This is a genomic window from Cohnella sp. SGD-V74, from assembly GCF_003001675.1.
Lineage (GTDB): Bacteria > Bacillota > Bacilli > Paenibacillales > Paenibacillaceae > Cohnella.
Genome location: NZ_PVYW01000019.1, coordinates 171,674 through 190,388 on the forward strand (window position 1 = coordinate 171,674; position 18,715 = coordinate 190,388).

Here is an 18,715-nt window from a genome sequence, read left to right on the forward strand (position 1 = left end):
CTTCAGCACGAGACTAGGCATGATGAACAGATAGAGCTCGGCGCTTCTTCTCCATGTTCTCATTTCATTCACCTATGTGCGGAATCGGAATCCGTTATTGAGCAGCGCCTTACAGCTTGATCGGGTTGAAATCCGGCATCGGATCGGTTTTGATCGTGCCTGCCGTCTTCTCTTTATCCAGTGCGGCGTTGTAGCGGTTATTCAGATCTTCCGCGATGCCGTCGAATTTACCGTCGACAAAAATATATTTCATGAATTATTCCTGCCCTGTCTTTCCTGCGGGCTTAAAGCCTTGCGGCGCAGCCCGCCCATGCCGTCATACGATTCCGGCAGGAAGTTTTCGATTCCAGCGATATCCATTTTCCGCCATGATGGTCATTTCCACTTCAATATTGTCCAGATTGGAGGAATTGAAATGTCGATCGCGCTTTTGACATAATCGGCGTCATGGCGGCCTGCCGTCCAGTAAATAATTTTGGTCTTCTCTGCAGGCTTGTCCGATGCTTTCGCCGTCTCGGACGGCGAAGCTGCTGCCGGGGACGACGGGTACGGAGTTTGCGACTCTTTGCCGACGCACGCCCCCAGAATCAGAATCAATGCTGTGCTCAGAGCAAGCACCAAGGACTATTTTCTTGTGTTCGCCGATTAGTGCCTCCTTGATTGGGTAAGATCCCCCAAGCATCATCCTACTCCCTGTAAGCGGAATTTGGAGTGCATAAAGACGATGCTTGAGGGAAGAATAACGACTTTTCGAGCCGCCGCCCGGTTCGGGGAAGTGCGGCGCATACTTGTTAAAGCGCGATCATAAACACCTGGTTCCACGTTTGGGACGCATCCCGGAAGCCATTCTTCCCGTCTGACACCGCCGCGAACAGATGCGTCGGCCTGCCGTCCTGAAACAGCAGGAACGGGCGCTCCATATTCCCTAGCCGCGTCTGCGAGCCGTCGTCCCAGGTAACCAGACGCGAGTAAGCGAGAGGCTCGGGGCCCAATCGCCAATTGAGCCCGTCCGCCGAATAAGCCAGCACCCCGCCGTACTTCTCGCCGCACAGATCGCCGTCCATATCTTTGGCGATCAGCGCATAGCCGTCCGCCGTCTTCCAGATGAACGGATCTTCCATATGGAACGTATCCGGCGGAAAGACCGGGCCGTCGCCGATGACGCGATACGGGCCCGTATAGAAGGGCGCTTCCGCCGCGCCTACCATCATCCGGCCGAAATCGTTGCCTTCGTATTTACGGGCTTTGTAGATGAGCAGCACCGAGCCGTCCTCGCGTACGCAAGGCGCCGGATTGGAAGTCAGATAACTGTCGTAATGGCCGGGCCGAGTCGACAAAATCGGCTGCTCCATTCTCGTCCACGGACCGAGGGGACTCGGGGCGATCGCCAGCCCGATGCGTTTGTTCGCCCGCCCCACGATGCAGCGCGGATCCTGAAAACCGTATCCGTCGCCCGCTGCCGGATCGGGAAACGGATGCGTCGATCCCATGTAAAAGAGCAGATAACGCCCCTGATGCTTAACGATGTGCGGATTGTGGGTGCTGCGCCCGTCCCAATATTCAGCTCCGCGGGCAGGCAGCACCACCTCTTGGAATCGATACGGGCCTTCCGGCGTATCCGCCACCGCTCTCACGATCTCCGAAGCGACAATCCACCCGGGGTGCATCGGCAGCCACTTGGGCCACCGCGAAGCGAACATATGGAATCGCCCTTCCTCGTCTTTCACCACGGACCCGCACCATACCCAGTAGCCTTCCATCCGGAATCCGCCGCTTTTCGGCGCGGGCAGCATTTTAAAGTTCATTTGGCATCCTCCCTGTCGTTCTTGTTCGGTAATTGCCGCGTTTTCGGACGCCGTCGCAATCTGTAGTTAATCCGGAATCTGATAAATCCGATACATCAAGACGGCAGCTTCGGCGCGCGTCGCCCGTCCGATCGGGTTGATACGGGCGCCATCTCCGTAAACAAGCCCGGCCGCCGTCAGAAGGCCGATGCTGTCGGCCGCATAGCCGGATATGTCGCCGGAGTCGGCAAACCGGGTCAAATCGGCCCGCTTTCCGTTCTTCTCCAGCTTCCCGACCAGTTGCAGCGCACGCGCCGTTACGACCATCAGATCTTGTCTGGTAATGGCGGATGTTCCGTTAAAGGCTCCTCCCGTCTGCCCTTGTACAATGCCCAGCGAACGGGCGATCCGCACTTCTTCGATCTCGCCCCAACCCTGAGGTAATGCGCATAGTCAAAAAGAATGTTCCTAAGAGGCACTTGAGCGGAACTCAGTCAAACAAGATGTATCCGAGGGCCTCATCCCGTCGGAAAAAGCCGCCTCAATGCTGCCGAAGCAGCGCGAGGTGGCTTTTCATTGACCGTTTTTTATCCAAACTCAAGAATAAGCGATTGAGGCTCAGATGTACGATTTTCGATGCTCGGCTCAGACAGCTGATTCGACTTCCTGCCGAAGAGCATCAATTTTTTGTTGTCCGGACTCCAATCCATGCGAAGTGGAGCCATTCCTTTATAGACCAGCTTCTCACTCCAAATACGATTGCCCTGCAGCTTGGCGGCGTAAATATCTTCCTTCTGCTTCGTATAAGCGATGGCCTTTCGGTCGTTCGAAAGCCTGAACGTTCCGATTTGCTCCAGTAAGACAACACTGCTTTCATTACGCCGATCGTATACGGCTAGAGCACCGCTAGGCAATACGAAAAGGATTTGATCATCATTGACAAAGTCGCAAGCCCCGTCGCTCCGTAAAGCTTGTTCAAACGACATGGATATTCTATCTCCCATCCAACTCCCGTAAACAACGACAGCTTCAGAGACATTCACGTCCGTAGAGGGAAGTGAAAGCTCATTTTCCGATATTTTGACGATCAGTACGCTATTTCCGTCATCCGACATTTTCACCGATGCCAATTTGTCCGTCATTTTCCATCCTGGGATCGGTCGTTCATGCATTCTTGCCAAGTTCGTATCATACACGACAACGTTTACTTCCGCCTGCTTGGGATTCCCGACCGCATAGGACACATATCGGCTATTGTTCGACCACATGAACGGACTTATGACATCCTGATCGGAGGAGAGTTCCCCGATGACGGATTCTTTGTTCTCCGGCGGATGGAACAGCAGAACCTGCTCTTTGCCATTTCGGTGCGAGACAGCGACGACATATTGCCCGTCAAACGACGCCTCTTTCCATTCGATATTTTTAGTTGCCAGCATCTCGCGTGATCCGGATTTGAAATCTACGCGCTCAAGGCTTTTTGATACAGCTTTTGTTCCGAATGTTCCCCATATGTGATCGTTGTCGGCCCATCCGAGGAAAATCCCGTTCGAAGCCTCCCTTTCAAACAGCTTGTAAATCTTGCTTACTTCAAATTCCTCGTTTATGGAGGAAAGCGGGCGATCATCTTCCACGTCGCGAATGATAACCGTTTTGGATTGGAGTTCCCACGTACATCCGGACAGGAATACGCTTATAAGCAGAAACAGCAACATCCATCTGGAACGCCGTATGATCATACGTCATCTCTCCCCTTGCTCAAATGCGGTAGTTCCATGAAAACGGACGTTTCCCCATCACAGCTTTGAATATCGATGTGTCCCCGATGATCCTCGACGATTTCCTTGCATATATACAGACCCAGACCAACGCTCCCTGCTTCGGCAGACTTCCGACTGCGCGCGCGAAAGAACGGCTCAAAAAGGTTAACCAGATCTTCCGGTGAAATGGTCTTCCCTTGATTTACGATCCGAATTTGTACGGAATCGGAAAAAAGCTTGGCCTCCGCGTAAATCTTGGAACGGTCATCACTATATTTGATTGCATTATCGATTACATTGATGAATAGCTGTCTCACCTTATGTGCGCTTCCCCAAACAAGCAGATTAGAATCCGCGTTGCATACGATCCTTTTATGGTAACGCTCGGCTTTAAAGGTCATGCCCTCGCAAACATCCCGCAATATTGGGCCGACATCGATTCTTTCGTGGACTTCCTGACCGGAGGCTTCCTTGGAGAGCTCCAGAAGCTTGATGACCATTTCATGGAGTCTTTTGCTCTCACGCAAAATATGGTTCATCCCTTTATTGAGAAAAGCCGTATCAGTCGAACCATTATCTTGAATCATTTGGGCATAGCCGAGAATGGATGTTAACGGCGTTTTCAATTCATGCGTGACGTTGTCGAAAAATTGCTTGCGGTGACGATTAAGTTCCTCCAGCCGATCCCGGTCTTGCTCGATTCTTCTGATCTGCTGCTTGATCTTATGAATCATGCGGTTAAAGTTGTCCGCCAGTCGGCCAATTTCATCTTTTCTTTTGATCCCGATCCGAATGTTGAGATTGCCATTTGCCACTTCGGTCGAAGCTCTTTCTAGTTTCACAAGAGGAATCGTGATATTTCTCGATAGCAAATAAGAAAACAAATACGCCGCGGCAAAAATGGAAATTGTCACATAAAAAATAACATTCAGGATGATTCGGCTCTGTTCGTACAATAAGGAGAAATCCTTGGCGAAACGCAAAATCCCGACTTTTATGCCATCAATGATAACGGGATAGGCATAGTAAACTTCCGCACGTCCATTTGTGTAGCTGATGGTGTACGTTGTATGTCCCTGCAGCGCATGCTTTAAATCGTCGCTTTCCGATCTGGTAAACGCTGGCTCATCTGACGCATAGATCAACTCGCCTTCAACGGTATAAGCGCTTAATTCGCTCGACGTCACGCGGCGAAGCTCTTCTACGATTTCTTTAGAAATTTGTCCGAAGTAAATCTCGTCTATTTGAAATTGGTTAATCATAAAAGCTTGTTTAATATACACATTGCTGTTCTTTTTCAGGCCGGTCAAATCCTGGGTGATGATCTTCTCATTGCTCGCATCGATGACCCGAACGACAACAGCGTTCAACAGCAGAAGAGAAAGGGCAAAGATGACGAAGAATCCGACCAGAAATTTGATTTTGATTGTCGGAGTCATGCCGTTAATCCACCTGTTTTTCAAATTTATAACCGACGCCGAACACCGTTGCGATCATGTCACCCTCACCGAGCTTCTTACGCAAGCGCCCGATATGAATATCGACCGTCCGGGTATCCCCCTCGTATTCATACCCCCAAACAAAATCCAGCAGCTCCGTTCGCGTAAACACTTTACCCCGATATCGGTACAAAGTCATTAGCAGATCGAATTCTTTGGGGGTTAGATCGATCGTTTTGTTGTTTTTTTTGACGACCCGTTCGTATTTGTTCACCTCAATGTCCTTGAATCGAATGCTATCGTCATTCTGTTCGGTTTGCGGACCGCTTGCCTGGTTGATTCTCCTGATCAGGGTACGGATTCTGGCGATCACTTCGCGCAAGTCGAACGGTTTCGTGATATAGTCATCCGCACCGAATTCGAGCCCTAACACTTTGTCCGTAATATCCGATTTGGCGGTAATCATGACGATGGAAATGTTACGGGCGGCTGTTATTTTTTTGCAAATTTCCAGTCCGCTCAGGTCGGGCAGCATCCAATCGAGCAGCAGCAGATCCGGCTTAAATGTCTCGACCGCTTTCAACCCGTCTGTTCCCGTATCGGCTGTCAGCGTCAGAAATCCCTCTTTTTGTAATCCATACGACAGCAAATCCGCAATGGCTTCTTCGTCTTCGATAATAAGCACTTTTGTTTTTGCCATAAGTTCCACTCCATTCTCATTCCTGTTATTCTCTTGCGTATATATTTGACCGGGCATAAGCAATATAATAGTATTTTACCATACCACTAAAATCCAGAAAGCTGAAAGAGTTGCTAGTGGTCCTCTTCGGAGTGAGCCCTAGACAATATGTAAAAGGGGTTGTAGTATTTTATCATGCCGTCATGAATGGGGTTAACGCATCCCCTTGATTGTCCAATCTATACACTATAAGGTGGTAATCCGACATGTTAGATACTTTCAAAATGTGGATGGCTCTTGATCAGCTCCACAGTACGCTCAATCAGGAGCTGGAGCATTTCCTTAAATCCAACTACAACTTAACGGTAAGTGAATTTATGACAATAACAAGGCTGAGCGATGCTCCGGATCATGGATTGACGATTGATCAACTGAGCAAAATGGTAAATTTGAGTCACAGTGCCGTCTCCCGCTTGGTTGTCCGTCTGGAAACTTGCCATACGATTGAACGCCGATCCAATGAACAGGATCGCAGAAGCACACTGGTACAACTCTCCGAATCGGGTAAACGGGATTATCAAGCCATATTGCCTGGCATCGTTAGCGTTATCCAAGACGTGATGAAAAGGAACCCGGTAGCGATCACCCTCTCCTAACTTTCATTTGACTTTAGAGGTGGGGATTGCTATAACTAATTATGTGCGTGCGCACGCAAATTTATTATAGGGTAGATTTTCTATTTATTCAAACCCCAAAGGAGAATGTTCCATGCAACAGAAAACCTTGAATTATACTACTCCTGTCCCCTTCCGGATTTCAATCGACCAAACGGTGTTGGACGATCTTTCTGATCGTCTCCAAAAAACACGCTGGCCCGACCGGATACAAAACTCCGGATGGAGCTACGGTACAGACGACACGATATTGCGCGATCTCATGGCCTATTGGGGTGAGGGCTTTGACTGGCGTGCCCAGGAAGACGCTTTGAACAAGCTCCCTCAGTATATGACAACGATCGATGGGATCGACATTCACTTCATTCACCTACGGGGAAAAGGTTCTTCCGCAAAACCGATTCTTATGCTTCACGGATGGCCCAGCTCATTTGTCCAAATGACGGAAATTGCTCCCCTATTGGCTGATCCGGCAGCCTATGGAGGAAACGCGGATCAGAGCTTTGACGTCATCATTCCTTCCTTGCCAGGCTATGGCTTTTCAGGTCGCCCCAAGGAATCCGGTATGAATCTTGTTCGTATTGCTGAACTATTTTCGACCCTGATGACGAAGGTATTAGGCTACGAACGTTATATCGGAAGAGGCAGCGATATGGGACAAGGGGTTCTCATGCATCTTGCAAAAAAATATTCGGAGCAACTGATTGGCCTGCACTTCTCGGGTACCAATCTGATGGTCACGGATATTCCGGATAATCTCACCTCGGCAGAAGAAGAATTTATTGAGAAGTGTAATGCCTGGACAAGATCAGAGTGGGCTTATGCCTTGCTGCAATCGACAAAACCCCAAACTGTCGCTGTTTCTCTCAATGATTCGCCGGCTGGACTGGCCTCCTGGATTTTAGAGAAGTTCCATGCTTGGACAGATCGCCCCGATGATTTCATTCAGCGATACGGGCGAGATCGTCTGTTGATGAATTTAACGGTGTATTGGGTAACCGATACAATCGCCTCTTCTATGAGACTTTACGCCGAGTGTACGCGTAGCAATACGTTCAACGTGGACGTAGAGGTCCCGACCTGCATGCTGATGGCCGGTTACGATATGTTTCCGATGCCCCGTGAATGGGCAGCACGTAGCATCCATATCGAACGTTGGGTCCAACTCGATTGCGGGGGGCACTTCCTGGAGTGGGAAGAACCGGAGATGGTTGCCGAAGATTTGCGTGCGGCTTATCACCAATAATTGTACCGTTGTTCCCCTGGTGCATCTTGAAGCAAGGAGGATTTTAACATGTACTTCACTTTACACGATGATGTCATTCGCCGGCTTTGCGGGAATTTCGCATACGAAGACGGCGAAGCGATTGTCGAGGCGCAGAGCGTGACCGTCCGGCAATACGATGCCGGCAGACGGTATGAGGGACATGTTAATGACGATCAGGAGACGTTGCTTGTGACCGTCGATTTCCCTCCAAGCGGTGAAATTGATGCCGGCTGTTCGTGTCCAGTCTTTCACCCGGATGACCAATATTGCAAACATATTGCTGCCGTTCTGCTTCACATTCACCGAGCAGAACCGCATGCGCTCACCGTTCCTGATGATACGTTAACAAAGCAAATGCTGGCTCTGTTCGACGATACGCCTGTCCGGCCAACACACACGCACTCCCATTTCGATACACGAATGGCGTTGCAGGCGCTATTTACGTTGAAGCCGTTTCGGCTGCCAGGCGACTCTTCTTACCGATTGGGGCTGGAAATGAAGCTGGGGTCGCAACGGCTGTATAATGTGAGACACATGCATGACTTTCTTGCCTGCGTGGAACAACGATGCACCTATACGATCACTAAACACTTCGCGTACGATCCGGAGATCAACAGCTTTCCACCCGAGCAGGATGCGGTATTGCAAGCATTGATGCACATGCTCCATCAACAAAAGCTCTATCACACCGATGAGTCTGGAGATACGGATCATTCTGGCGCCCTGCTACCGATTGAGCCAATTGTCTGGGATAGCCTGCTGCCCTTGTTGTGTGCCGCTCAGGGGACACAGCTCACCCATGATGCCTATTCATCCGATATTGAGGTTGTTGAAGGTGCGCTGCCACTTCTCTTCACACTGGATCGCTCCGCGGATGACAACGGGTATGAGCTACATGTGCAAGGGATGCATCACATGCTGATCCTTGAGCGATACCATACCGTTCTCGCTCAAGGCAAACTATATCGTCTTCCGCCAGCATCGACGCAGCGGCTGGTTGCACTCATACATTTGCTCGACAATGCCCATCAGGACTATTTGTATATTGCGCCGGAGCAGATCAATCCGTTGTTGGACAAGGTGATTCCTGGCCTGATGCAGTTCGGTTGCGTCCACATCACCGAAACGGTCTCCGCACACATGATACGAACGCCCCTGCAAGCGATGCTGTTTCTCGACCGACTGAAAGACCGGCTGCTCGCCGCGCTCGAGTTTCATTACGGAGACATCATTCTCGATCCACTCGGCCAGTCTGGCCCGGCTTATACGGATGGGCATCTGTTGCTCAGGGACAGTGAAAAAGAAAGGCTTATTTTAGAACTCATGGCACAAAGTCCATTTTTGGAAACGGAAGGCGGGTATATTCTCGCTGACGAGGAGGAAGAATTCACGTTTCTATTTCAGATTGTGCCGGAACTGGAGAAGCACGTTCAGATATACGCCACCTCTGCGGTTAAATCAAGACTGTATGTACCGAACGCGCCGCCGCATATCGATGTCAATCTGGAGGAGCGTACGAACTGGCTTGTTTTTACATTCGACATCGATGGTATTCCGGAGAGCGAGATTCGCGCCATCATTCGCTCGATGGAAGAAAAACGGAAGTATCATCGGCTGCCAACCGGCGCGCTTATGCCGCTACAGACGGCCGAGCTTCAGGACATGAATCGTTTGCTGCAAGAAACACGACTGGAACAACTTCAAATCGAGGGCAATCGAATGCGTATGCCAATGATGCACGGCATGCACCTGACCGATTTCAACTCGAACGGCAGTTCAATCCGCTTTGGCAAATCTTTTCGCCAGTTGCTGAACCATATGCGCAATCCGGATCATTTGGATTTTCCGCTTCCCGACACACTTACCGCTGTACTGCGGGATTATCAGTCCTTTGGTTTTCAATGGATGAAGACGCTGTCCCATTATCGGTTCGGCGGTATCTTGGCGGATGAGATGGGTCTGGGTAAAACGATTCAAGCGATTGCCTTTGTCGCCTCCATTCTGCCTGACATCCGAGAAGCAGGCACTCCCGCTCTAATCGTCTGTCCGTCTTCATTAATGTACAACTGGCTTCTGGAGGTGCGCAAATTTGTACCAAAGATACGTGTCGCGATTGCCGATGGCAGCAAAGCTGAACGGGTGCGTCTTCTCAAACAGTTGGAGCAGTACGACATGATCCTGACATCCTATCCGCTGCTACGCAGAGACATCGAGCAATATGCCCCCCTGTCGTTCCATACGCTGCTGCTAGACGAAGCACAGGCGTTTAAAAATGATACAACCCAGACGGCACAAGCGGTAAAAGCGATCCGCGCTCCCTACCGATTTGCATTGTCCGGCACTCCACTGGAAAATCGGCTGGACGAGATTTGGTCGATTTACGACGTTGTCTTTCCAGAACTGTTTCCGGACAAAAAAAAGTTCCACGAGTTGCCGCGCGATACGATTGCAAAACGCATTCGCCCGTTTCTGCTCCGTCGCTTGAAGAAGGACGTGCTGAAGGAGCTGCCTGACAAAATCGAGACTGTACAAACCACCCCACTCCTCATCGAGCAGCAAAAGCTGTACACCGCCTATCTGGCTGAACTGCGGGAGAAGTCGTTGCAATACTTGTATCGCGGCGAATGGAAAAAACAGCAGATACGATTTCTTGCTGGGCTGACTCGGCTGCGGCAGTTGTGCTGTCATCCGGCCTTGTTTGTCCCCGGTTATACGGGCGGCTCCGCCAAGCTGATACAGCTATTGGATATCGTTGCGTCGTATCGTCAGGAAGGCCGCCGCATGCTCATCTTCTCGCAGTTTACCGAAATGCTGCACATTATCCGGCAGGAAATGGTTCAGCGCGACATTCCGTACTTTTACCTGGATGGGCAAACCCCTATGCAGGAACGGGTGGAACTATGCAACCGGTTCAATGAGGGGGAAAAGGATCTGTTTCTCATTTCGTTGAAAGCTGGCGGAACTGGGCTGAATTTAACGGGGGCGGATACGATCATTTTGTACGATCTCTGGTGGAACCCAGCCATTGAGCAGCAGGCTGCGGACCGGGCTCACCGAATCGGTCAAAAAAAGGTTGTTCACGTCGTCCGGCTTGTCGCGCAAGGAACAATAGAGGAGAAAATGCACGTGCTGCAGGAACGCAAAAAAGATTTAATCGAGGACGTCATTCGCCCTAGTGACAGCGCCTGGACAGGTTTGACGGAAGACGATATTCGGGAGTTGCTGATGTAGTATTCCTAACCAGGACGAGCACCACTTCGACGAAAGCGCATGCGAGGGGGTGCTCGTTTTTATGTAACTGTCGTCCGGGCGGAAACACATAACTTATAAGAGGATGTTAATCCTATATATAATAGAGGTCCCCTAGCGATCGAGATTTCATTTGTTTCAGCGATGAATGAATAAGTGGAATGCGATCAAAAAGAGGCATTGTTTGACCTGATATCAGACTGATCGGACAATGGGCGGCCCAAGGCAAATTCGATCTTCTGCTGTAGGCAGTCTGGATGACATCCAGCCGCGGTAATTGTCACAGACGTGGAGTCAATGAATTATAGTCCGGCGTCGGATCCGAAAATCATTTGAGAACTCTGCAAGCGAAAGGGGATGGATATCCTCGAAGCCGAAGCGTGCCCTGACATTCCACAGTTGGTGTGTGTAGCACCCAAGCTGAGCGCTTGCACTGTTCCTAAGCACAACTATCTGGAACTTAGCCTAATAAACTTACGATTAAACTTTAAAAGTTATCCTCTACATACTTAACAATTTCTGCACAAATTTCTTGTGGTTTTTGATCTCCCTTAACAATAAGCAGCTTACCATCATAATCGGCAAAAATTTTATTATACCTTTCCTTAACTTGTAACAACTTCTCTTTATTTTCATAAACATCTTGAACTGTTCTTTGCTGCAGTCTTTCTAATGATGCATCAATTGGATTATCTATATAAATAACCAAGTCCGGCTTAGGGAATCTTTTATTTAAGTCATTAACAAACTCATATCCCTCATCAGCTTGGTATGTAAGTGATGAAAAATAATAACGAGTACATATAACGTGCTTTCCTTCGCCTAGTAATTTATAGACACCATCAACATCATTATAGAGATGGTCATGACGATCCGCTGCAAATAGATATGCCATTTGTTGGTCAAAACGTTTTTCATCCTTGGAAAATAGAACCCTTTTTTTTAATCCCTCCCTGAGTAAATGCCCAATCGGTCCATTTGAAGGTTCTGCTGTTAGAACAGCATTTTGACCATGTTTAACGAAGTAATCCTTTAGTAAATTTGATTGTGTTGATGTTCCCGAACCATCTATTCCTTCAAAGACTATAAATAATTTTTTCATAATAATACCCTCCGCATTTAACCCAACGTTTCAATTTGATGGGGACTCAATTATATTGTTCTTTACTTTCCTTAATTCCATGCTTATCTCGTTATTCTTTTTGATTAATTCTCCGACTACCAAAGCACGATACAAAATATTTACGCAATCACCTGAAGAGCCAATCCATCTTCGTATTTTTTGTATCCAGAATGACGCCCCGAATCGCTTCCGCGATCGGACTTCCTCCCGGCTCTCGGGTCCTGATCGTCCTTTTCTTCGTTTCCTTGTATATTCGCTCCGTTAATCGCGTGATCAGCGTCGTCTTGCCCGCTCCATCCCCGCCTTCAATCGTGATGAACAATCCGCCCCGCACCCAGCTTTCCCCTTTCAACCGTTACGCCTGTTCCGGACTTGCCTTCCCGCAAGCTTGATCGCTCCGTAGAACGCTCCGGCTATTACGCTTACTACCATCATATCAAAGCAGACGTTAAACATAAACAAATGCTTACCCAGATCGGCCTCTCCGTCTCCGATAAGCGGCACGACGCAGGAGAACGCCCCGGCTAACGCGACGACAGCCATCGTCTCCACGGCTACCCTCCATTTACCCGAGCGGTTTTTTCGCCAAACCGCGGCTAACGCAAGGGCGTAAGCGATGAAAACAAGAAAGTAGCCTGCCGCGCTGCGTGGCATAGCGGCCACCTTGAAGTCGCTCCAGCCGCTGAACGTGTGCGAGATCGCCCCGGGAGGTTTGCCTGCCGAAGCATCATAATTGCCCAGGTAATAAGGACGAATGTACATCGCGTTCTCCGCCGCCCTGTCCAGCTTCTGCATAAACCGGGACAGATGCTTCAAATAATACAAAACGATATCCTTATGGCTGAGCCGCTGCAGCACCTCCCGGTGCAGAACGGGATCGTTCTGCGGAATGGCCGTGTCCTTCTGAAAATAGTTCGTTCCCGCCAGCGGCGCGTACTTCGAGGCAATACCCAACTCCTCCATGTCCCGCTCCAGATGAGGAGTGTCCTTCAGTACGCCGAAGAAGATCGACTGGTACAGATTGACGTGCTTTAATCGATCCGGCGCCGCCGCGATCATCAGGATCGATCCGATCAGCAGAATCGCCGCTCCCGTCCACACTTGTCGTCTCCATCTCGGATCTCTCCGCAAACCGGTCATTCTCCAGGCAAGCAGCGCGAATACGAGACCGAGCGGGGCGTTCTGGATTTTCGAAGTCGCTACCGCCAGCGCCGCGACCACGAATAAAGCGAACAGGCGGCCGGCAGGCTCGTTCGACGAGGCCAGAGCAAAAGCGGACGCGACCATGAGCAGCATCGCGATCAGCGCATACGGCTCGCCGAAAAAGGATTGAAAATACGCCTCATAACCGATATCCCCGAACACAAACAAAAGCACGGCCGCCAATACCGCCGCCATGATCGTCGTCGCTGTTCGGCTCTTCATTCCCGGCGAATGACGGACAAACAGCACGACAGCCCAGATGTAGGCTGCCGCGTAACAGGCTCCGAGCACGCGAACGTCGAATACGTCTCCGTCCAGAAGCCGGCCGATCCAACCGGCTATCGCAACGAACACGACATGCGTCGAAACGTAGCCTCCCAGCGTATAGCCTCCATACCCGAAATATTGGTGCGCATAGTTAAAATAAAGCTCTTCGTAGGATTGGTCCGGATGAAGCACCCGCAGTCCCGATACGCCCAACACGCGCCCGAAATCCCCGCTGTCGGCCAATCCGATCACAGGAGGCGCCATAATTAATCCGATCAACAGCGCGCCCGCCGCGATTCCGGCCAGCCAAGCGATCAGAACGCGAATATCCCGACCGGCCCGGTCTCTGATCATTCCTCTCACCTCTAGCGGTCTTTTTCTCTCCGTACCTGAATCTCGCGAAGCTGGGGGTCTCTCGCCCCTTGAATGCGCGCGCCTTCGTGCCGCCATCGCTTCAGTCGGTCGACGATGGCCTCTGTTATGGTTTCTCCAGGGAACAGGACCGGTATACCCGGAGGGTACGGAATGACCCATTCCGCCGCTTGGCGCCCGACGCTGCGTTCCAGGCGGACCGTCACGGCCTCGTACTCTTCCCGATCGAACAGAACCGGTTCCGGTATGGAAAGGTTCTCCCCATTCTCGAACATATGTTCTCTGGTACGATTTATCTCCATTCTCTTCTCTCGCCCACGACTCGCGATCTCCAGCAAAGCCTCCTGCAGCCTCCGTCCGTCTTCCAGCGTCGTCCCCGGTCCAAGCGCCAACACTACATATTTCTCGTCCGCCATTTCCGCTATGCAGCGCAGCTCCTCCAGCTCGTCCCTAAGCGCAAACCCGGTCAGATTGGCCGTTTCGTCGAACAGCACAAGCTTAAGCGGGTCGTATGCGATACCGGAGCTTGCATACTCTCCGTATCCTAATGCGCGGAAGGGCGTCTTCTCGAGCGTTTCAACAACTTGCGCAGCAGCATCCACTGCCTCAGAGAACGTATGTTCCTTTTCGCTGTACAACTGCAAGCGCGCCAAATCCAACGAAGCCATAATCGGAAAAGACGGGCTTGAGCTCTGCACCATCGTCAACGCTTGCCTTATCGCCGCTCTCGGGATGTGTTCCCCTTGCATGTGCAGCATAGCGCCCATCGTCATCGCCCCGAGCATCTTATGCGTGGATTGCACAACAAGATCCGCCCCTGCCCTCAATGCGGATGGAGGAAATCCCGGATGAAAGCCGAAATGCGCACCGTGCGCTTCATCGATCAGCACCGGCACGCCCCGCCGATGCGCCGCCGCAACGATCGGTGACAGATCAGTGCTCATCCCGTAGTAATTCGGCGAAGATAAAATAAGCGCCTTGGCCTCCGGATAACGTTCCAACGCCTCCGTCACTTGCCGTTCGGTTGGGACGGTCGCCAGCCCGGACAGCCGGTCGATCTCCGGCGACAGCAGCACCGCGCGGGCGCCCGCCAGCACCAGGCCGTGAACGATCGATTTATGTACATTGCGCTGTGCGATGACCAGATCGCCCGGCCGGCACAGGCCGACGATCATCGCCAGATTGCCCGACGTGCTGCCGCCCACGAGAAACCGGGTTTCCTCCGCACCGAAGCATTCGGCTGCCAGCTCCTGCGCTTCGAGCAGCGGTCCTTCAGGGTGATGGAGGTCGTCCGTGTCCGACAGCTCCGTTACGTCCAGTCCCAGCAGCGATCCGTAGTAGGCGGCCGCCCGCTCGTCGCCCCATCTTGCCCTGGCCTTATGCCCCGGCACGTGAAAAGCGCCCGCCCGCAGCCGATCGTGGGCGACCAGCGCCTCGAATAGAGGAGCTTTCCGTTGATCTAGCGCCACTTGTTAATCGCCTCCTCTTGCATTGTCCTTATTATAGCAGAATAAGAACAATCTTCAGGAGCCGTCCCTGCTTGAATCTGATCCGTGTGTGTTTCGAGCTGCGCGCTCCTATTAATCGGATAGGAGGCTACCCATTAGTTGAGTAGCCGACCTTCCACACCACCGTACGTACCGTTCGGTATACGGCGGTTCCTAAGTTACGTTGTGACTTGTCGGTAATAATCTGCGAAGAATAGAAATCCAAGTTGCTTGAGGACGTTGTTTCCGAGGGACTTCGAGAGGATTGGGCTATTGGAGGTTCTCCAGTAGCCTTTTCTTGTGTTGGCATATTCCCATGCTTGCTGAACGCGGAGTCCGAGCGATTTTAGGTTCGCGAACCTTGTCCTAACTCGCTTCCATTGTTTCCAGTAAATCATGCGAATTCGCCTTCTCATCCATTGGTCGGTGGTTTGCAGCAAAGACTTCATATCCGCTATTTTGAAATAGTTGACCCATCCCATGATGTAGCGTCTAAGTTTCTCTGCTCGGTCTTCATTCCCTATTCCCTTGCTTCTCGATGTAAGTTCCTTTATTTTCGCTTTCATCTTCGCCACGGATTTCGGGTGTATTCGGACCTTCGTTTCTCCGTCTCTTTTGTAGTATGAGAATCCAAGAAATTTAACTCTCGTCGCCTCGTCGACGGCCGTTTTCTCCCGATTCACCTTGAGGAATAGTTTCTTCTCGATAAACGGGAGGATGTTCGTTAGCGTCCGTTCGGCGCTTTTCCTGCTTTTGCAGAAGAGGAGCATATCGTCCGCATATCGCACAAATCGGTGCCCTCTGTTCTCCAGTTCCTTGTCCAGTTCGTTCAGCATGATATTGCTCAGTATCGGACTCAGGTTGCCCCCTTGCGGCACGCCGATTTCCGTTTCCTCGAACTTGTGCTTTACGACGACGCCCGCCCTCAGGAACTTGTGGATGAGCGAAATCACTCGCCCATCTTTTATCGTTCTCGACAATATTTCGACCAGTTTGCTTTGGTTTACGGTGTCAAAATATTTCTCCAAGTCCATGTCGACGACATACGTGTATCCTTCTTGTATGTTGCTTTGGCTTTTCCTAATCGCGTCATGTGCACTTCGTTTGGGGCGGAAACCGAAGCTGTTCTCCGAGAATTGCTTCTCGTAGATGGGTGTGAGCACTTGCCCGATGGCTTGCTGCACGACTCGGTCAACGACCGTTGGTATGCCTAGGTTTCTTTTCTTTCCGTTCTCTTTGGGTATCTCTACCCTTCGAACGGGATTTGGACGGTACTTACCGTCCAGGATCGATTGCCTGAGTGTCTCTCCGTTCTCTCTGAGATATTGTAGAAGTTCATCCACTTTCATCCCATCGATCCCGTGAGCTCCCTTGTTTGCCTTCACTCGCTTGAATGCTTCATTCAAGTTGTGCATGCTCACCATTTGCTCAAGCAATCTCTCCTCCGACTTGTTTGCGTTGGTGCTGTCCGTTTCAGTTATCTTTGCTGGACTGCACGCTCCCGCATATCCTTCGCGTTCCGCGCTATTCTTCTGCCTGGAGCCCTCCGTTTCCGGAGGTTGGCTGTGCTTTACTCCTGCTTTAGTAACTTTCATTGACCTACACCTCCTTAGGTTCAGCCCTTCCCCCGGTTTGTCGACTAGCCGGGGTACTATGGCGTCTGCTGACTTCTCATGGTAAATCTTGTTTCAACCGTGATTCGAAGTTCATCTTCTCACGTCCATGAGACCTCCCACGGTAAGACGATTCACTTTCCTTCCATGCACCCGCATCATTTACATTGGTACGTCCGTGTAGTTAATTGGACTTCGTTTTGTTTTGCAAACTCATCCCGTTGCCTATGCCTGATGATGTTCGTGTTCCTCGGGTCGGAATTTTGCCTCCAGCTTCCTTCAGATTCCACCTCGCGATGGACACCCTTGCTCTTGGCTAGTGGTTGGCAACTACAAGCCCCCACAGCGGACTTTCACCGCCTAGTTAATCGCCATGCGTGGCGCACAAAAAAGACCAGGCAAGATTTGCTTGCCCAGTCTCTCGTAATCAAACATGGAATCGTACCCATAACTGCCTTAACTGTCTGACAAAGAAGGGATATTTCTCATCTTCCGCGCTCGTGTGTACCATCTCGGATTCGCATGATGTACATATAAATTCCGTTACGATCGTAATCCCCTCGTCTTTCGGTTCCCCGCATACGATGCAGGTTTTCCGCTCGGTCGCCTCCATGAGCACCACCCCCGCCTTTCCCTATTGTTGCATCTATTATGTCCCGAATTCTATGAAAATATACATATTAGTAGCCGGAAAATAGCTTGAAACATAACAATAAGCTTTCATTTATCCGATAGTAATGGACAGAAAGCGTTTTGTGCCAGGAGGAGTATCGTGAATGAGCGAGCCGCAAGTGAAGAAAGAAGCGACCTTCTATAATTATACACTCGTTCGCAAGATCGCTCTGCGTCCCGAGAGCAAATATAGCTATATGTCGACAGCTCTGCTGCTAGTTACCGTTCTATATTTAATCGATGGTTGGCGCGGACTGCTCTATTCGGCGCTCGGCGTCGCCATCATGCTGCTCGTGCACGCGCTCGTATTAAGAATTACACTGAAAAGAGTCGATAAGCTATCGGAGAAAAGGTGGACCTTCCGCCGGGATTGGCCCTGGATCGGCCCTCTGCCGATTATGGATACGCAGCTCGCTCTGTTTCGCCGGCTTCACTTCCATCTGTCCCTCGTCGGTTGCTGCGTCGCCGGCCTGTTCTACCCCTGGGCGCCTTCCTCGCTCGTTATCGCTCTGCTATATTGGCACATCTGGCTGCTAACCCCGCGCATTAAGCTGCTTCTGACGCTGCGCCGTGAGCGAAGAGACGGCATCGTTCGGCTGGAGTCGAAGGAAGTTTCCTTCTACCACCAATAGACCTCGATTACAAATTTATATACTAGCGGTCCGGTGAACCGTTAATCGCACTCTTCTGTGCGAATTTCTCCGTTTAGCGGTCTGGCAGGCCGTTAACCCGGAGGTTCCGGCGCTTTCGCCGCTGTTAATGGTCTGGTAGGCCGTTATGCCGCTACCCCGCTGAAGCTCAATCCTCCGAATAACGCAAAAAAGCACCCGGCTAAGGGTGCTTCTCTGTTTACTCCGGCCCTGGTCGTCGACTTCATCGACTGCTCGGGCATGCATCCAGCCTGGCGACGTCCTACTCTCCCAGGACCCTGCGGTCCAAGTACCATCGGCGCTGGAGGGCTTAACGGTCGTGTTCGGGATGGGTACGCGTGGAACCCCTCCGCCGTCATCACCAGACCAGATCATTTGTAACAAGGCTTACGCCTTGAAAACTGGATGCGAACCAAGTGGAGCGAAGAAGAAGGTGAAGTGTCTTGCTTTGTCGTGTCATTCGTTAGGATAAGCCC

17 protein-coding genes and 1 rRNA gene are annotated in these 18,715 nt (G+C 51.0%); 4 read left to right on the forward strand and 14 right to left on the reverse strand.

Annotated elements, in window-relative coordinates:
* Nucleotides 1-109 precede the first annotated feature (109 nt).
* From B0G52_RS35700 to B0G52_RS26005, 7 genes are all read right to left on the reverse strand, one after another.
* On the reverse strand, nt 110-253 hold the full coding sequence (locus B0G52_RS35700; protein ID WP_158223871.1) for a hypothetical protein: 144 nt from the start codon (nt 251-253) through the stop codon (nt 110-112).
* Nucleotides 254-375: 122 nt separating this feature from the next.
* Complete coding sequence (locus B0G52_RS35400; RefSeq protein ID WP_143762651.1) at nt 376-597, reverse strand: hypothetical protein; 222 nt, start codon at nt 595-597, stop codon at nt 376-378.
* 194 nt (nt 598-791) lie between these two features.
* Nucleotides 792-1,805 carry a glycoside hydrolase family protein gene (locus tag B0G52_RS25985; RefSeq protein ID WP_094048724.1) on the reverse strand — a complete coding sequence of 338 codons (1,014 nt, stop codon included), beginning with the start codon at nt 1,803-1,805 and terminating at the stop codon, nt 792-794.
* 66 nt (nt 1,806-1,871) lie between these two features.
* On the reverse strand, nt 1,872-2,207 hold the full coding sequence (locus B0G52_RS25990) for an S-layer homology domain-containing protein (protein ID WP_255407515.1): 336 nt from the start codon (nt 2,205-2,207) through the stop codon (nt 1,872-1,874).
* A gap of 164 nt (nt 2,208-2,371) precedes the next feature.
* Nucleotides 2,372-3,523 (reverse strand): hypothetical protein, encoded by a 1,152-nt coding sequence (locus B0G52_RS25995; protein WP_094048728.1) that lies wholly within the window; start codon nt 3,521-3,523, stop codon nt 2,372-2,374.
* Nucleotides 3,520-4,983: a sensor histidine kinase gene (locus tag B0G52_RS26000; protein WP_094048730.1), complete on the reverse strand. Its 1,464-nt coding sequence runs from the start codon at nt 4,981-4,983 to the stop codon at nt 3,520-3,522. The genes B0G52_RS25995 and B0G52_RS26000 overlap by 4 nt, the downstream gene beginning before the upstream one ends.
* A gap of 4 nt (nt 4,984-4,987) precedes the next feature.
* A complete protein-coding gene (locus B0G52_RS26005) occupies nt 4,988-5,683 on the reverse strand; it encodes a response regulator transcription factor (RefSeq protein WP_094048732.1) in 696 nt (231 codons plus the stop codon).
* 245 nt (nt 5,684-5,928) lie between these two features.
* On the opposite strand from B0G52_RS26005, the gene B0G52_RS26010 reads away from it, so the two are divergent.
* The 3 genes from B0G52_RS26010 (at nt 5,929) to B0G52_RS26020 (ending at nt 10,834) form a co-directional block, all read left to right on the forward strand.
* Nucleotides 5,929-6,318: a MarR family winged helix-turn-helix transcriptional regulator gene (locus B0G52_RS26010; RefSeq protein ID WP_094048735.1), complete on the forward strand. Its 390-nt coding sequence runs from the start codon at nt 5,929-5,931 to the stop codon at nt 6,316-6,318.
* 112 nt (nt 6,319-6,430) lie between these two features.
* Entirely contained in the window at nt 6,431-7,582 is a 1,152-nt protein-coding gene (locus B0G52_RS26015; protein WP_094048737.1) for an epoxide hydrolase family protein, read from the forward strand.
* Between the two features lie 48 nt (nt 7,583-7,630).
* Complete coding sequence (locus tag B0G52_RS26020; protein WP_094048739.1) at nt 7,631-10,834, forward strand: DEAD/DEAH box helicase; 3,204 nt, start codon at nt 7,631-7,633, stop codon at nt 10,832-10,834.
* 505 nt (nt 10,835-11,339) lie between these two features.
* On the opposite strand, the gene tmk is transcribed toward B0G52_RS26020, so the two are convergent.
* The 6 genes from tmk to B0G52_RS26055 form a co-directional block, all read right to left on the reverse strand.
* On the reverse strand, nt 11,340-11,954 hold the full coding sequence (tmk, locus tag B0G52_RS26025) for a dTMP kinase (RefSeq protein WP_094048741.1): 615 nt from the start codon (nt 11,952-11,954) through the stop codon (nt 11,340-11,342).
* Nucleotides 11,955-12,102: 148 nt separating this feature from the next.
* Entirely contained in the window at nt 12,103-12,309 is a 207-nt protein-coding gene (locus B0G52_RS26030) for a dTMP kinase (RefSeq protein WP_198960729.1), read from the reverse strand.
* A gap of 14 nt (nt 12,310-12,323) precedes the next feature.
* The gene (wsfD, locus tag B0G52_RS26035) at nt 12,324-13,799 is read right to left on the reverse strand and encodes a glycan biosynthesis hexose transferase WsfD (RefSeq protein WP_094048743.1); all 1,476 of its coding nucleotides are present in this window, start codon (nt 13,797-13,799) and stop codon (nt 12,324-12,326) included.
* Nucleotides 13,800-13,810: 11 nt separating this feature from the next.
* Nucleotides 13,811-15,286, reverse strand: a complete 1,476-nt coding sequence (locus B0G52_RS26040; RefSeq protein ID WP_094048745.1) for an aminotransferase class I/II-fold pyridoxal phosphate-dependent enzyme — start codon at nt 15,284-15,286, stop codon at nt 13,811-13,813.
* A 197-nt stretch (nt 15,287-15,483) separates the two neighbouring features.
* A complete protein-coding gene (gene ltrA / locus B0G52_RS26045) occupies nt 15,484-16,899 on the reverse strand; it encodes a group II intron reverse transcriptase/maturase (protein ID WP_094048747.1) in 1,416 nt (471 codons plus the stop codon).
* Nucleotides 16,900-17,344: 445 nt separating this feature from the next.
* On the reverse strand, nt 17,345-17,530 hold the full coding sequence (locus tag B0G52_RS26055; protein WP_094048749.1) for a sigma factor G inhibitor Gin: 186 nt from the start codon (nt 17,528-17,530) through the stop codon (nt 17,345-17,347).
* 163 nt (nt 17,531-17,693) lie between these two features.
* Here B0G52_RS26055 and B0G52_RS26060 point away from each other — a divergent pair, with 163 nt between their 5' ends.
* Nucleotides 17,694-18,221 (forward strand): hypothetical protein, encoded by a 528-nt coding sequence (locus B0G52_RS26060; protein WP_094048751.1) that lies wholly within the window; start codon nt 17,694-17,696, stop codon nt 18,219-18,221.
* A 267-nt stretch (nt 18,222-18,488) separates the two neighbouring features.
* On the opposite strand, the gene rrf is transcribed toward B0G52_RS26060, so the two are convergent.
* Nucleotides 18,489-18,605 (reverse strand): 5S ribosomal RNA (rrf, locus tag B0G52_RS26065).
* Nucleotides 18,606-18,715: the final 110 nt, after the last annotated feature.

What these genes read in the sequence shown, in the direction of transcription:
- B0G52_RS35700 (WP_158223871.1), bottom strand. Translation starts at nt 253, where the DNA reads ATGAAATATATTTTTGTCGACGGTAAATTCGACGGCATCGCGGAAGAT.
- B0G52_RS25985 (WP_094048724.1), bottom strand. Translation starts at nt 1,805, where the DNA reads ATGAACTTTAAAATGCTGCCCGCGCCGAAAAGCGGCGGATTCCGGATG.
- B0G52_RS25995 (WP_094048728.1), bottom strand. Translation starts at nt 3,523, where the DNA reads ATGATCATACGGCGTTCCAGATGGATGTTGCTGTTTCTGCTTATAAGC.
- B0G52_RS26000 (WP_094048730.1), bottom strand. Translation starts at nt 4,983, where the DNA reads ATGACTCCGACAATCAAAATCAAATTTCTGGTCGGATTCTTCGTCATC.
- B0G52_RS26005 (WP_094048732.1), bottom strand. Translation starts at nt 5,683, where the DNA reads ATGGCAAAAACAAAAGTGCTTATTATCGAAGACGAAGAAGCCATTGCG.
- B0G52_RS26010 (WP_094048735.1), top strand. Translation starts at nt 5,929, where the DNA reads ATGTTAGATACTTTCAAAATGTGGATGGCTCTTGATCAGCTCCACAGT.
- B0G52_RS26015 (WP_094048737.1), top strand. Translation starts at nt 6,431, where the DNA reads ATGCAACAGAAAACCTTGAATTATACTACTCCTGTCCCCTTCCGGATT.
- B0G52_RS26020 (WP_094048739.1), top strand. Translation starts at nt 7,631, where the DNA reads ATGTACTTCACTTTACACGATGATGTCATTCGCCGGCTTTGCGGGAAT.
- tmk (WP_094048741.1), bottom strand. Translation starts at nt 11,954, where the DNA reads ATGAAAAAATTATTTATAGTCTTTGAAGGAATAGATGGTTCGGGAACA.
- wsfD (WP_094048743.1), bottom strand. Translation starts at nt 13,799, where the DNA reads ATGATCAGAGACCGGGCCGGTCGGGATATTCGCGTTCTGATCGCTTGG.
- ltrA (WP_094048747.1), bottom strand. Translation starts at nt 16,899, where the DNA reads ATGAAAGTTACTAAAGCAGGAGTAAAGCACAGCCAACCTCCGGAAACG.
- B0G52_RS26055 (WP_094048749.1), bottom strand. Translation starts at nt 17,530, where the DNA reads ATGGAGGCGACCGAGCGGAAAACCTGCATCGTATGCGGGGAACCGAAA.
- B0G52_RS26060 (WP_094048751.1), top strand. Translation starts at nt 17,694, where the DNA reads ATGAGCGAGCCGCAAGTGAAGAAAGAAGCGACCTTCTATAATTATACA.